Below are 13,428 nucleotides of genomic sequence, written 5' to 3' on the forward strand. Positions count from 1 at the left end.
CAAAAATCAGGAAGCAGCAAGACTAAAGGCAAATGAGGCGAAAAACAATGCCTTTAGTAGGAAGTGGTACAAGCATACAATCGATGCAGCAGTACGCGCTAAAACGCAGCCACATCAACAAAGGGTATCTAGCCGAAATCCTTTCTATAAAAGGAAGACAGAAAGATACCCACCCATCAATTACTCAATATCAGTGCCTGCAGCCAAAGCTGCTGCACGCGCAGCCAACAGAGCTTCTTGCTCCGCAGCCAAACGCGCCGCAGCATCTTCTTCCTGCTGCTTAGCCAATTTCTTTGCTTGCTCCAGATAATCGGCAATCGCATACGTCAAATCGCGACAACCTTCGCCGGTCAGACCTGCAATCACGAAATAACGTGGCTTAGCGGGATCGAATGCGGCGTATTCATCGTACTCGCCCGCTTCCCAACCGTAGGCTTTCAGGAAAGCCTGAACACGTTCTTCGCGCTCATCTTCTGGGATCATGTCAACTTTATTGAGCACCAACCAGCGCGGCTTGTTGTACAACTCTTCGTCGTATTTGCGCAGCTCTTCAACAATCGCGTTGGCTTCCGCCACCGGATCAACACCTTCATCAAACGGCGCCAAATCAACGAGGTGCAATAAAATACCCGTGCGCTGTAAATGCTTCAGGAAACGATGGCCCAAACCAGCACCGTCTGCCGCACCTTCAATCAAACCCGGCACGTCGGCAATCACAAAACTGCGGTTTTCGTCGATCCGCACCACACCCAAATTCGGGTGCAAGGTCGTAAATGGATAATCCGCCACTTTTGGCTTGGCCGCAGAAACGGCGCGGATAAAGGTCGACTTGCCCGCGTTCGGCATACCGAGCAAGCCAATATCTGCCAATACTTTCAATTCCAACTTCAATTCACGACGCTCGCCTTCTGCGCCCGGCGTAGTTTGACGCGGTGCGCGGTTGGTCGATGATTTGAAATGCAAATTTCCAAAACCGCCTTGGCCGCCTTTGGCAATCGGCAAGCGCTCGCCGTTTTTGGTCAAGTCGGCAATCAGCTCACCGGTTTCAGCATCGGTAATGGTCGTGCCGATGGGCATGCGCAATTCAATATCATCGCCTCCTTTGCCGTAGCAATCCGCACCGCGACCGCCTTCCCCGTCTTTGGCTTTGTATTTGCGCACAAAACGGTAATCAACCAGCGTATTGATGTCTTCATCGGCAATCGCCCACACCGTACCGCCTTTACCGCCGTCGCCACCATCCGGGCCGCCGCGCGGTACGAATTTTTCACGGCGCATACTGGCCGAGCCATTACCGCCCTTGCCGCCGATTACTTCAATTTTTGCTTCATCAATAAATTTCATATCCACTCCTACTTGGGTATCGCTATGGAAGCGAAGGGATTTACCGCATGGGTGGCAATACCCGCCATCAATGGGGTAAATCCTCTGGCCTGCAAACTGCAAAACCCACAAAGAAAAAAAGCCCCATCACTAGGATAGGGCTTTCAAAGCAAACCGGAAAGAAGCTTAAGCTTCTTCGCCAGTGTAAGGCAGTACAGTTACAGTGCGACGCTTCAGAGCGCCTTTCACTGCGAATTGTACGTAGCCATCAACTTTAGCAAACAGAGTGTGATCTTTGCCCATACCAACATTGTCACCAGCGTGGAATTCAGTACCACGTTGACGAACAATGATAGAACCAGCAGGAATCAATTCACCACCGTAAACTTTGATACCCAAGCGTTTGGCTTCTGAATCGCGACCGTTACGCGAACTACCACCAGCTTTCTTATGTGCCATGGTTCAGCTCCTTAATTACTTAACGATTTCGTCAATGCGAATTTCAGTGTAGTTCTGGCGATGGCCAGCACGACGCATGTAGTGTTTACGGCGACGCATTTTGAAAATGCGAACCTTGTCACCACGACCTTGAGAAATAACAGTTGCCTTGATGGAAGCGCCGGCAACCACAGGGGCACCAATCACAACCGCATCACCGTCTGCCACCATCAATACTTCATTCAGTACGATTTGGCTGTCGATGTCTGCAGATATCTGTTCTACTTTAAGTTTTTCGCCGATAGCAACTTTGTACTGCTTGCCACCAGTTTTTACGACTGCATACATAACAAGCTCCTAAGAGTTTGACCCAACGCGCCGCGGACTATTCACACCGGCACGTCTCCCCAAAATTGGGAATCGAGCATCTTAAGAGCTTGTGCGAATAAAGTCAAGGACTTACCACACCAAAGCCGCAAGAAAACCAGCCAAGATGGGCGAGTCGGCCGGTTTTCTGCTAATATCACGCGATTATTGTTTAACGGGCCGCCAAAGTTATTCACACGGCAGCCCTCAAACCCAAAGGGCAAACCCAGCGTGTCGATGCAGTTTGTAAAGTCGGTCGTAGATGCCGACATGGCCATCATGGACAACGTCATTCGTGACCGCCTCTATTCCGATGTCGTTTTAGTGCGCCAAGTTGCCGAGTACATCGTCGCATCCGGCGGTAAACGTCTACGCCCGATGATTACCCTCCTCTCGGCACAAGCCCTTGGCTATCAAGGCAAGCACCATCACGAGCTCGCTGCAGTGATCGAATTCATTCACACCGCAACACTGCTACACGATGATGTAGTCGATGAATCCAGCCTGCGCCGCGGCCGCGACACAGCCAACGCACTCTTTGGCAACGCAGCCAGTGTCTTGGTCGGCGACTTTCTATACAGCCGCGCCTTTCAAATGATGGTGAACTGCGGCTCGATGCGCATTATGGAAGTCCTCTCCGACGCCACTAACGTCATCGCCGAAGGCGAAGTACTGCAACTCATGAACATCGGCAACATCGATATCGATGAAGCCGACTATCTCAAAGTCATTCGCTACAAAACCGCCAAGCTATTTGAAGCAGCATCCCGCCTCGGCGCCATCCTGGCTGAGCGCAACGCAGACACCGAAGACGCACTTGCGCGCTACGGCATGCATCTGGGCACAGCCTTCCAAATTATTGACGACGTACTCGACTACAGCGGCAAACAAGAAGAAATTGGCAAATCGCTCGGCGACGACCTTGCCGAAGGCAAACCAACCCTACCGCTGATTTACGTCATGCGCCACGGCCAAGCCGAGGCCGCAGCCACCGTCAAAGATGCACTCGAGCACGCCAAGCGTGAAAATTTTGACGCCGTACTCGCTGCCGTACAACAATCAGGCGCCCTAGAATACGCGCGCGAAGTGGCCAAAAAAGAAGCGCAACTGGCAAAAGACTGCCTCAAGAACATCACCAACAACCCATACACCCAAGCGCTCGAAGCACTCGCAACCCTCGCCATTGATCGCAACAGCTAATCAAACAAAAATTCTACGCAATAAAAAACCCCAACTTCTCACGAAGGCGGGGTTTTTTATTTCGGGCAATTGCCGCAAAATTAAGCAGCTGGAGTAGCCACTTTGCGCGCCGGCAATTTTTCCTTGATACGTGCAGATTTACCTGAACGATCACGGAGGTAATACAGTTTAGCGCGACGAACGTCACCACGGCGTTTAACTTCAACAGAAGCAACCAGTGGAGAGTAAGTCTGGAATGTACGCTCAACGCCAGTACCAGAAGAAATTTTGCGAACGATGAAGTTGCTGTTCAGACCACGGTTACGCTTAGAAATAACCACGCCTTCGTAAGCCTGCAGACGTTCACGTGTACCTTCCTTAACCTTTACCGATACGACAACAGTGTCGCCTGGCGCAAAGTCAGGAATAGTTTTACCCAAACGGGCGATTTCTTCTTGCTCGAGTTGTTGAATCAAGTTCATTTTAATACTCCATATGAGGCTTGTACCTTCTGCCGCGCACCTAGGTTTGCGGTACCGCCGAATTTTCAGTTTTAAATTCAGCCAGAAGACGAGTCTCTTCTTTAGATAACTGACGTTGCTGCAACAAATCAGGACGGCGTAACCAAGTACGACCGAGCGACTGCTTCAAGCGCCAGCGCCTTATTGCGGCATGGTTCCCCGAAAGCAAAACTTCCGGCACCGCCATGTCGCGATAAACTTCAGGACGGGTGTAATGCGGGCAATCCAACAACCCGTCCACAAACGAATCCTCTACCGCGCTCGCCGCCGTATTTAACACCCCCGGCAACAAACGGGACACGGCATCAATGACGATCATTGCGGGCAGTTCACCACCCGACAACACATAATCACCCACCGAGATTTCTTCATCGACGTGCGAGGCAATCACTCGCTCGTCCACCCCCTCATAACGCCCACACAACAAAACCAGCGCCGACTTCTGCGCCAACTCTACTGCTTTTTGATGCGTCAACGGTGCACCCTGAGGGGACATATACACCGTATAAGGCTGCAAGCCAGACGCCAATTGGCGTTGCTTGCTATACCCAATAGCCGCATCCAGTGGTGCCGGCAACATCACCATCCCCGGGCCACCACCGAACGGCCTATCATCCACACGATGATAGTTATCGGTCGTAAAATCCCGCGGATTACAAGTTTCAACCCCAATCAAGCCCAATTCAACTGCACGACGCGTTACGCCATGCGCCGTAATTGCGGCAAACATCTCGGGAAACAAGGTCACCACATCAAACTGCATGCCACTTTGAGATACATGGCTTTTAGGCTCAGACATCAAATAGCCTGGATTAAAAATCCAGCCCCCAATCCACACGCATTACACGCGCTTCAAGATCAACATCCAAAACCACGTGCCCAACAAAAGGCACCAAACGCTCTTCGTCACCATCTTTAACGACAATTACATCGTTAGCGCCAGTTTCGAACAGCTTATCAATTACACCAAGGCGTTCACCCTGCGCATTCACCACTTCCAAACCGATCAAATCAGCCCAGTAGTATTCACCCTCTTCAGGCTCAGGCATTTCACTGCGCGGCACAGCGATCTCGCAACCTTTTAATGCAAAGGCCACATCCCGATCGTTCACCCCCTGCAGCTTAGCACCCAGCTTTTTCGGCTGAACATGTGCATCCGCAACCTGATACGATTTCCACTGACCATTCTTACCTAACCACCATGTTTTGTAGTCAAGCAAACTATCCGCATAATGCGTATCAGCAATTAAACTAACCCACCCCTGAATGCCAAAAGCCCCGCTAATGTAGCCCATCACCACCAGATCTTCTGGCACCGTGTGTTGAGCATCCACCGACGAGGCTTTAAAATTTTTCACCACGGAAAAATTAGGCCGCTACTTTTTGCTGTTTGATCAAACGAGCAACAGTATCAGAAGGCTGAGCACCAACACCCAACCAGTAGTTCAGGCGATCAGCAACAAAGCGCAATTCTTCAGCAGCACCAGAAGCTTGTGGATTGTAAAAACCAACGCGCTCGATGAAACGACCATCGCGGCGGTTGCGAGAATCAGTCACTACAACGTTGTAGAACGGGCGATCTTTTGAGCCACCGCGAGCAAGACGAATCACGACCATAATAAAACCCAATATTGGTAAATAAAAATAAGCTCGCAATCATGCCAGAATTCCCCAGCCGCTGCAAGAAAAAATACAAACCCGTCGCACGAACGGCAATTACATCCCTGGCATTAAGCCCTTGAGGCCACGCATCATTTTCATCATGCCGCCACCGGAAAACTGCTTCATCATCTTCTGCGTCTGCTCAAACTGCTTCAACAAGCGATTAACCTCTTGCACCGTAACACCAGCACCTGCAGCAATGCGGCGCTTGCGACTGGCCTTTAGCAATTCAGGCTTACGGCGCTCCAAGGGGGTCATTGAATTAATAATGCCTTCGATCCGCGTCACAGCCTTGTCGGTCACCTGACTATCAGCCATCGCGCTCAACTGGCCCGGCAATTTATCCATTAACGCCGACATGCCACCCATTTTTTTCATTTGCTGAATCTGGGTTTTGAAGTCTTCCAAGTCAAAGCCCTTACCCGACTTGACCTTCTTCATCATTTTCAGGGCTTCGGCCTCATCAACCGTATTTTGCACATCCTCAATCAAGGACAGCACGTCACCCATACCCAACACACGACTCGCCATCCGATCTGGATGGAACGGCTCTAGCCCTGTTAATTTCTCGCCCGTACCCAAGAATTTAATCGGCTTACCCGTTACATGACGCACCGATAGCGCCGCACCGCCGCGCGAGTCGCCATCCATTTTGGTCAAAACAATACCCGTCAGTGGCAACGCTTCATTAAAAGCCTGGGCAGTATTGACCGCATCCTGACCTTGCATCGCATCGACAACAAACAAAGTCTCAACAGGCTTCACCGAAGCGTGCAGGGATTTAATTTCCTGCATCATTGCCTCATCAATCGCCAAACGACCCGCCGTATCGACAATCAATACATCAAAGAAATGACGCTTAGCATGATCAATGGCTGCGTTCGCAATATCCACCGGCTTTTGCGTTACATCCGATGGATACCACTCGACCTGTAGCTGCCCCGCCAACGTCTTCAGCTGCTCAATCGCAGCAGGCCGATAAACGTCAGTAGAGACTAGCAGTACTTTTTTCTTTTGTGACTCTTTGAGTAACTTAGCCAACTTACCCGAGGTCGTTGTTTTACCCGCCCCCTGCAAGCCCGCCATCAAAATCACAGCTGGCGGCTGGGCAGCCAAATTAAGCGCATCGTTTTGCGCGCCCATTAATTTGGTTAATTCTTCATACACAACCCCGATCACAGCCTGACCCGGCGTCAAACTACCCACAACCTCTTTACCTTCTGCACGCAACTTCACATCAGCAATAAATTGCTTCACCGCCGGCAATGCGACATCCGCCTCAAGGAGCGCCATACGCACTTCGCGCAACGCATCTTTAATATTGTCTTCGGTAAGGCGCGAATGCCCCCGTAAAGTTTTAACGACACCACCTAAACGACCCGACAAATTTTCAAACATGCAACGATTCCTTGAGCGAGAGCTGCCGCTGCAGCGACCACTCTGTTAGACTTAATTACTTTCTATTTTACCTCAATTGCCGTGCTGACTCTGCTTGCGCCGCTTTCTTTATTCATTTACCTGCTACTCGGCTGGCATTTTTGCCAAACACGACTCGCAGGCAAACGCGCGCTCCCAGAAAAAGCCAGCCGCCTCTTACTGGCAATCGGCATCATTTGCCACGGCATCGCTATAACGCACGGCGCACTCCAAGCCAACCCCAACTTTGGCGCCGCCGAAGCACTCTCGCTTACCGCGTGGCTTGCCATCATGATTTACTGCGTAGGCCAGCTCAAATTAAAGCTCGACGGATTAGAGCCACCGCTATTTGCCTTTGCCGCCAGCTTTGTTGCGCTATCGCTGATACTTCCAGCTGGCCACGCCATCACATACAGCCAAAACAGCTTAAGCAGAGCACATTTTTTACTTGCCATGCTCGCGCAAAGTTTTTTATTTGTAGCAGCGGGGATCGCCATTTTAATGCGACTCACCGACAACACCCTGCACCACCATGCCGGCAAGCTACTCGCAAGAACACTCCCTCCTCTGCTCACGCTAGAGCGCCTACTTTTTAGCGCCATTGGGGTAGGGTTTCTACTCCTCACATTAGCTCTTACTGCGGGATCAATCCTCAATTGGCAACAGCACGGTCAGCTCGCCCAGTTGTCGCATAAAACAATTTTCGCATTATCCTCATGGCTACTATTTGCAAGCTTGCTTCTTGGTCACAAAATCAAGGGCTGGCGAGGGCGTTTTGCGGCCAACTGGACTCTAACTGCATTTAGCATTCTATTTCTTGGCTACATCGGCTCACGTATTGTCCTTGAGGCCATATTAGGAAAGGCCTAGCAAGACATACCCCACAACACCCTACCCCCACACCCTTCAAATCTATTAGCCAGAGGCGTGCAAGCAACATTTCACAGCAAATGAGCGCCCGCACACCGCGACTTTCCTCGACATCTGCTAGACTAGAAAAGATATTAAATTTTGATCACACGCACATCTAGGCAAACCCAAGCCTAATATTGCGTCAGGTCTGAGCCCAATTGGAGTGATTTTTTTGTTATGAGCACCCCGCAAATTTCTGGTCTCGCACGCTTACTCGTGCAGCATGGCCGACTGAGCGATGCAGATGCCGAAGCACTGCAAGCGAGCGCCAACACAAATAAAACCACTTTTATTGAGCAATTAACTCAAAGCAAAAAGCTATCGGCACGGGATGTCGCAGAGTTCTCATCTCAAACGTTTGGCTACCCTCTGCTCGACATCGATCGAATTGACTCCAGCTATTTGCCGCAAGGTGTAATCGACAATAACGTTATGCGCGCCCAGCGCATTGTTCCGCTATTCAAACGCGGTACAAAACTTTTCATCGGCATTTCAGATATCACCAATCTGGAAGCAGTTGAAAAAGTTCGCTTCCAAACCAACGCGCAAGTCGAACCGATTATCGTTGAAGACAACAAGCTCATCGTTCTCATCAATAGAACAATTGATGCCACAGGTGCCAACCTGAAAGAAATGGACCTCGAAGATGTGGAGCTTGCACTCGACGGCGGCGACCCCGAACCAACAGCGGCTGAAACTCAAATGGGGCAAGATATTGACGATGCCCCCATTGTTAAATATCTGCAAAAAATCTTGATGGATGCCATCAATGGCGGCGCATCCGACATTCACTTTGAGCCGTACGAAAAATTCTACCGGATTCGTTTTCGCATCGACGGGGTACTCCGCGAAATCGCCCAGCCGCCATTAGCAATCAAAGAGAAAATATCATCCCGCATCAAGGTCATTTCGAAGCTCGACATTTCAGAAAAGCGCATTCCACAAGATGGACGCATGAAATTAGTCCTGTCTAAATCGCGAGCTATTGATTTCCGGGTCTCCACCCTGCCGACCATGCATGGTGAAAAAATTGTAATGCGGATTTTGGATCCTTCATCCGCAACGCTCGGCATTGATGCTCTCGGCTACGATCCAGATCAAAAAGCCATTATCCTTGAAGCAATTCAGCGCCCGTATGGCATGGTCTTAGTGACAGGCCCGACCGGCTCAGGCAAAACCGTATCGCTTTACACATGCCTTAATTTACTCAATAAGCCAGATATCAATATCGCAACGGCGGAAGACCCATGCGAGATTAACTTGCCGGGCATCAACCAGGTCAATGTAAATGACAAAGCGGGGCTAACGTTCTCTGCCGCACTCAAGGCCTTCCTGCGTCAAGACCCCGACATCATTATGGTCGGCGAGATTCGCGACCTAGAAACCGCCGATATCGCAATTAAAGCTGCGCAAACGGGCCACATGGTGTTTTCAACACTCCACACCAATGATGCCCCAACCACATTAACGCGAATGCTCAATATGGGCATCCAGCCGTTCAATATTGCTTCATCGGTCATTCTAATTACCGCTCAGCGCCTAGCTCGCCGTCTATGCAGTTGCAAAAAACACATTGACCTTCCAAATCAGGCCTTAATCGACGCAGGCTTTACCCAAGAAGACTTGGATGGCACATGGCAGCCGTACGGCCCCGTCGGCTGCGAAATATGCAAAGACACTGGCTACAAAGGTCGTGTTGGTATTTACCAAGTTATGCCGATTACAGATGAAATCAACCGACTAATCATGAACCATGGCAATGCCATTGATATTGCTGATCAGGCTCGCAAAGAAGGCGTACTAAGCCTTCGTGAAGCAGGACTTCGAAAAGTTAAACAAGGCCTCACCTCACTTGAAGAAGTGATGGCCGTTACAAATGTATAAGAGGGATTGAGCCATGGCCGTAAAACCCAAAAGCCCCGCAGTAAAAGATTCAACTTTTCGCTGGGAAGGCAAAGACCGCACCGGCAAAGTAGTTAAAGGTGAAATGCGTGCTGTCAGCGAATCCATCGTAAAAAGCACTTTACGTCGCCAAGGGATCAACGTCACGAGCGTAAAAAAAGTACGTCTCGGTGCTGGCCGCAAGATCACAGAACTCGACATCACGATGTTTACTCGACAATTGGCCACTATGTTGAAGTCAGGCGTACCGCTCCTTACTGCATTCGATATCGTTGCAAAGGGGCACAGCAATCCTTCCGTCACAAAATTACTGATGGAAATAAAAACCGACATCGAAACAGGCTCTTCTTTAACCCAAGCCTTCAGAAAACATCCAAATCAATTCGATAGCCTCTATTGCAACTTGGTACAAGCTGGTGAACAAGCGGGTATTTTGGACGCTTTGCTGGCTCGACTTGCCACCTACAAAGAAAAAATCTTAGCCGTTAAGAAAAAAATCAAATCGGCCATGTTTTACCCAACGGCCATTATTGTCGCTGCTTTCGTCATTACCGCCGTGATTATGATTTTTGTAATTCCAGCATTTAAGGAGCTCTTCTCGAGTTTTGGTGCCGATCTACCAGGGCCAACCTTATTAGTCATGAATATCTCCGATATTTTTGTAACTTACTGGTACATCATTTTTGGCAGCATCTTCGGCGGCATCTATCTATTCATGAAAGCTTGGAAAAAGTCGGAAAAGATCCAATTTGCCATGGACCGATTAATCTTAAAATTACCAGTCCTTGGTGAGATTGTCCGCAACGCAACCATCGCACGCTGGAGTCGTACCTTATCAACAATGTTTGCAGCGGGGGTACCGTTAGTGGAGTCACTTGAATCTGTTGGAGGCGCTGCCGGCAATATTGTTTACAAACAAGCAACACAACGGATTCAATCCGAAGTTAGCACGGGAACAAGCCTTACTGCCGCAATGCAAAATGCCACCGTTTTCCCGAATATGGTATTGCAAATGGTATCCATCGGCGAAGAATCGGGCTCACTCGATGCCATGCTCAGCAAAGTAGCCGACTACTTTGAAGAAGAAGTAGATAACGCAGTCGAAGCCCTATCCAGCCTCATGGAACCCATTATTATGGTAGTATTGGGCACCTTAATTGGTGGTCTGGTTATTGCCATGTACCTCCCCATTTTCAAAATGGGCGCAGCGGTGGGCGGCTAAATAGATGATTGAGGTTTTTAATTCCAATTACTTGTTAATTGGATTCACTGCGGTACTTGGCTTAATGATTGGTAGCTTTTTGAATGTCGTCATTCATCGGCTACCTCTCATGCTAGAAAAAGAATTTCGCTTAGAGTGTCAAACACTCTTAAATCCCGAACTAGACGAAACGAATCGCCCTTCAACATACAATTTAGCGACACCTCGTTCGGCATGCCCTACCTGTGGGCATCAAATCAAAGCGATTGAAAACATCCCTATACTAAGCTGGTTGGCATTGAAAGGGCGATGCAGTCAATGCCACAGCAAGATTAGTGCTCGTTACCCATGCGTCGAATTCGCAACGGCCGCCATATCCGCGGGGCTTGCCATCCATTTTGGGCCAAGCCTACAACTATTAGGCGCTTTGGCATTCGCATGGTGTCTCGTTGCACTAATCATGATTGATGCCGACACCTACCTACTACCCGATAGCATTACATTACCTCTACTCTGGTTGGGCCTATTACTTAACACCCAAGGGATTTACACCTCACTACCTAGCGCAGTATATGGTGCAACATTCGGATATCTCTCACTTTGGAGCATATACTGGCTATTCAAGCTAGCAACAGGCAAAGAAGGCATGGGGTATGGTGACTTTAAACTTTTAGCAGCCCTTGGTGCGTGGCTTGGTTTTGCCATGCTACCAATCATTATCCTACTGTCTTCATTAGCTGGCGCCATCTTAGGCATCATTATGGTGGCAGGTAGTCAACGCGGCTGGAATAAACCCATGCCTTTCGGCCCCTATCTTGGTATTGCAGGCATGATTGCAATGGTATGGGGCAAAGAAATCACATTGATGCTGTACGGATATTGATGACTATTGTTGGACTTACAGGTGGGATAGGCAGCGGAAAAAGCACCGTTGCGCAATATTTAAAAGAACTTGGCAGCACCATTATTGATGCGGATTTAATTGCGCATGAGTTAACTCGCAAAGATCAAAAAGCAACGGCAGAGATCGTCAAATTATTTGGAAATGGATGTTTGACAGAAGAAGGACATTTAGACCGCTCCTTTCTACGCAGACAGATCCACGAACATCCTGCTGATAAGCTTAAATTAGAATCGCTACTGCATCCGATGATTTTAAACGAGTGCAAACAGCAACTTAAGCACGCAAAATCGAAAACTCCGTACCATGTACTCATGGCCCCTTTATTGCTTGAAGTTCCAGACTTCAAAAATTTATGCCAAACGATTATTGTAGTATCAGTTGATCGTGAGAAACAAATCACACGCGTAATGAATCGCAACAACTTCAATGAAAATGAAGTGCTTGCCATCATGAAAAACCAACTGAGCGACGAAGAACGTAAACAACAAGCTGACTACTTGATTTACAATAACGGCACATTAAACGAACTACATGAAGAAGTAGCAAAACTAGACCAGAAACTCAAAAGTGCACCATTAAAATAAACGAGTCGGATCTTTAGTTCTGCACTTTCTGCAAATTGCACTATTTTTTAGGTTTGAGCATTGTGATTAGTTACGAATTTCCAATCAACGAGCGCATTAGAACTCTACTCCGCCTTGAAGAGTTATATATACGCACTAGCAAGTTGGTGGCCCGTGATGATGCCTTAGATCATCACATGGCACTACTTGGGATTTTTGAGATCATGGAAGTGGCTAGTCGTGCGGATTTAAAATCAGACCTACTTCAAGAACTTGAACGTCAACGACAAACCTTAGCCGCACTAAGGAACAATCCGCACATCTCGGAAGATGCGCTCGATCTAGTGTTGAATGAAATCGAAAATACCCATACCAGTCTCCTCGACATGACAGGAAAATTTGGACAGTACTTAAGAGAAAACGAATGGCTGATGGCGATCAAACAGCGTATCTCGATTCCAGGTGGAGTGTGTGAATTTGACCTTCCCTCGTATCATTACTGGAGAAAGCAAGCAGCCGAACGCCGCAGACTCGATTTAGAACGGTGGCTAACGCCATTATTACCAATAAAAAATGGGTTAGATATTGTTCTTAAGTTATTGCGCGACTCAGCGAAAGCTAACAACTTCATAGCTAAACAAGGTAGTTTTCAACAAATGTCCGGTGGCAAAGTAGTACAGCTACTAAAAGTTACATTACCAAGCGATTTACCAGCCGTGCCAGAGTTATCAGCAAACAGATATGCAATTAACATCCGGTTTATAGTCCCTTCTACTAGCGGAGAGCGCGCTAAAGTAATCGAGTCAGATATCAACTTTACGCTGAGCTATTGCAACCTATAATGAGTGACACCTTAAAACAACAAGTGAAATGCCCTCAATGCGGGTGTTTGAACACTTATTCACCAACAAACCCTTCACGCCCCTTCTGCTCTGAGCGATGCAAACTTATAGATTTAGGGCAATGGGCCAACGAAAACTACCGTATAGCAGAAGAAACTCAATCAATAGATATAAATACACTGTCTCAGTAGTCCACTAG

Annotated in this window: 16 protein-coding genes; 8 read left to right on the forward strand and 8 right to left on the reverse strand. The window is 48.6% G+C overall.

Annotated features, from left to right (window positions below; genetic code table 11):
• Positions 1-180 precede the first annotated feature (180 nt).
• From obgE to rplU, 3 genes are all read right to left on the reverse strand, one after another.
• The gene (gene obgE, locus HQ393_RS10715; RefSeq protein WP_179355180.1) at positions 181-1,344 is read right to left on the reverse strand and encodes a GTPase ObgE; all 1,164 of its coding nucleotides are present in this window, start codon (positions 1,342-1,344) and stop codon (positions 181-183) included.
• A gap of 165 nt (positions 1,345-1,509) precedes the next feature.
• The gene (gene rpmA, locus HQ393_RS10720; RefSeq protein WP_028448431.1) at positions 1,510-1,782 is read right to left on the reverse strand and encodes a 50S ribosomal protein L27; all 273 of its coding nucleotides are present in this window, start codon (positions 1,780-1,782) and stop codon (positions 1,510-1,512) included.
• Positions 1,783-1,797: 15 nt separating this feature from the next.
• Positions 1,798-2,109, reverse strand: a complete 312-nt coding sequence (rplU, locus tag HQ393_RS10725; protein WP_179355181.1) for a 50S ribosomal protein L21 — start codon at positions 2,107-2,109, stop codon at positions 1,798-1,800.
• A gap of 255 nt (positions 2,110-2,364) precedes the next feature.
• Here rplU and HQ393_RS10730 point away from each other — a divergent pair, with 255 nt between their 5' ends.
• Positions 2,365-3,327 carry a polyprenyl synthetase family protein gene (locus HQ393_RS10730; RefSeq protein ID WP_246308010.1) on the forward strand — a complete coding sequence of 321 codons (963 nt, stop codon included), beginning with the start codon at positions 2,365-2,367 and terminating at the stop codon, positions 3,325-3,327.
• 80 nt (positions 3,328-3,407) lie between these two features.
• Here the strand turns inward: HQ393_RS10730 and rplS are convergent, their stop codons facing one another.
• The 5 genes from rplS to ffh form a co-directional block, all read right to left on the reverse strand.
• Complete coding sequence (gene rplS, locus HQ393_RS10735) at positions 3,408-3,788, reverse strand: 50S ribosomal protein L19 (protein WP_179355182.1); 381 nt, start codon at positions 3,786-3,788, stop codon at positions 3,408-3,410.
• A gap of 40 nt (positions 3,789-3,828) precedes the next feature.
• Positions 3,829-4,590, reverse strand: a complete 762-nt coding sequence (gene trmD, locus HQ393_RS10740; RefSeq protein WP_179358479.1) for a tRNA (guanosine(37)-N1)-methyltransferase TrmD — start codon at positions 4,588-4,590, stop codon at positions 3,829-3,831.
• A 49-nt stretch (positions 4,591-4,639) separates the two neighbouring features.
• Positions 4,640-5,185: a ribosome maturation factor RimM gene (gene rimM, locus HQ393_RS10745; RefSeq protein ID WP_308419946.1), complete on the reverse strand. Its 546-nt coding sequence runs from the start codon at positions 5,183-5,185 to the stop codon at positions 4,640-4,642.
• A 10-nt stretch (positions 5,186-5,195) separates the two neighbouring features.
• On the reverse strand, positions 5,196-5,444 hold the full coding sequence (gene rpsP / locus HQ393_RS10750) for a 30S ribosomal protein S16 (RefSeq protein ID WP_179355183.1): 249 nt from the start codon (positions 5,442-5,444) through the stop codon (positions 5,196-5,198).
• A gap of 99 nt (positions 5,445-5,543) precedes the next feature.
• Complete coding sequence (gene ffh / locus HQ393_RS10755; RefSeq protein ID WP_179355184.1) at positions 5,544-6,887, reverse strand: signal recognition particle protein; 1,344 nt, start codon at positions 6,885-6,887, stop codon at positions 5,544-5,546.
• A gap of 81 nt (positions 6,888-6,968) precedes the next feature.
• On the opposite strand from ffh, the gene HQ393_RS10760 reads away from it, so the two are divergent.
• From HQ393_RS10760 to HQ393_RS10790, 7 genes are all read left to right on the forward strand, one after another.
• Positions 6,969-7,775 carry a cytochrome C assembly family protein gene (locus HQ393_RS10760; protein WP_179355185.1) on the forward strand — a complete coding sequence of 269 codons (807 nt, stop codon included), beginning with the start codon at positions 6,969-6,971 and terminating at the stop codon, positions 7,773-7,775.
• Positions 7,776-7,994: 219 nt separating this feature from the next.
• Positions 7,995-9,701 (forward strand): type IV-A pilus assembly ATPase PilB, encoded by a 1,707-nt coding sequence (pilB, locus tag HQ393_RS10765; RefSeq protein ID WP_179355186.1) that lies wholly within the window; start codon positions 7,995-7,997, stop codon positions 9,699-9,701.
• Positions 9,702-9,714: 13 nt separating this feature from the next.
• Complete coding sequence (locus tag HQ393_RS10770) at positions 9,715-10,941, forward strand: type II secretion system F family protein (protein ID WP_179355187.1); 1,227 nt, start codon at positions 9,715-9,717, stop codon at positions 10,939-10,941.
• A gap of 4 nt (positions 10,942-10,945) precedes the next feature.
• Entirely contained in the window at positions 10,946-11,803 is an 858-nt protein-coding gene (locus HQ393_RS10775) for a prepilin peptidase (protein WP_179355188.1), read from the forward strand.
• A complete protein-coding gene (coaE, locus tag HQ393_RS10780; RefSeq protein WP_179355189.1) occupies positions 11,803-12,408 on the forward strand; it encodes a dephospho-CoA kinase in 606 nt (201 codons plus the stop codon). Before HQ393_RS10775 ends, coaE begins: the two co-directional genes overlap by 1 nt.
• A 62-nt stretch (positions 12,409-12,470) precedes the next feature.
• Positions 12,471-13,229 (forward strand): cell division protein ZapD, encoded by a 759-nt coding sequence (gene zapD / locus HQ393_RS10785; protein WP_179355190.1) that lies wholly within the window; start codon positions 12,471-12,473, stop codon positions 13,227-13,229.
• Entirely contained in the window at positions 13,229-13,420 is a 192-nt protein-coding gene (locus HQ393_RS10790) for a DNA gyrase inhibitor YacG (RefSeq protein WP_179355191.1), read from the forward strand. The genes zapD and HQ393_RS10790 overlap by 1 nt, the downstream gene beginning before the upstream one ends.
• Positions 13,421-13,428: the final 8 nt, after the last annotated feature.

Origin of the sequence: Chitinibacter bivalviorum (assembly GCF_013403565.1) — a bacterium.
Taxonomy (GTDB): Bacteria; Pseudomonadota; Gammaproteobacteria; order Burkholderiales; family Chitinibacteraceae; genus Chitinibacter; species Chitinibacter bivalviorum.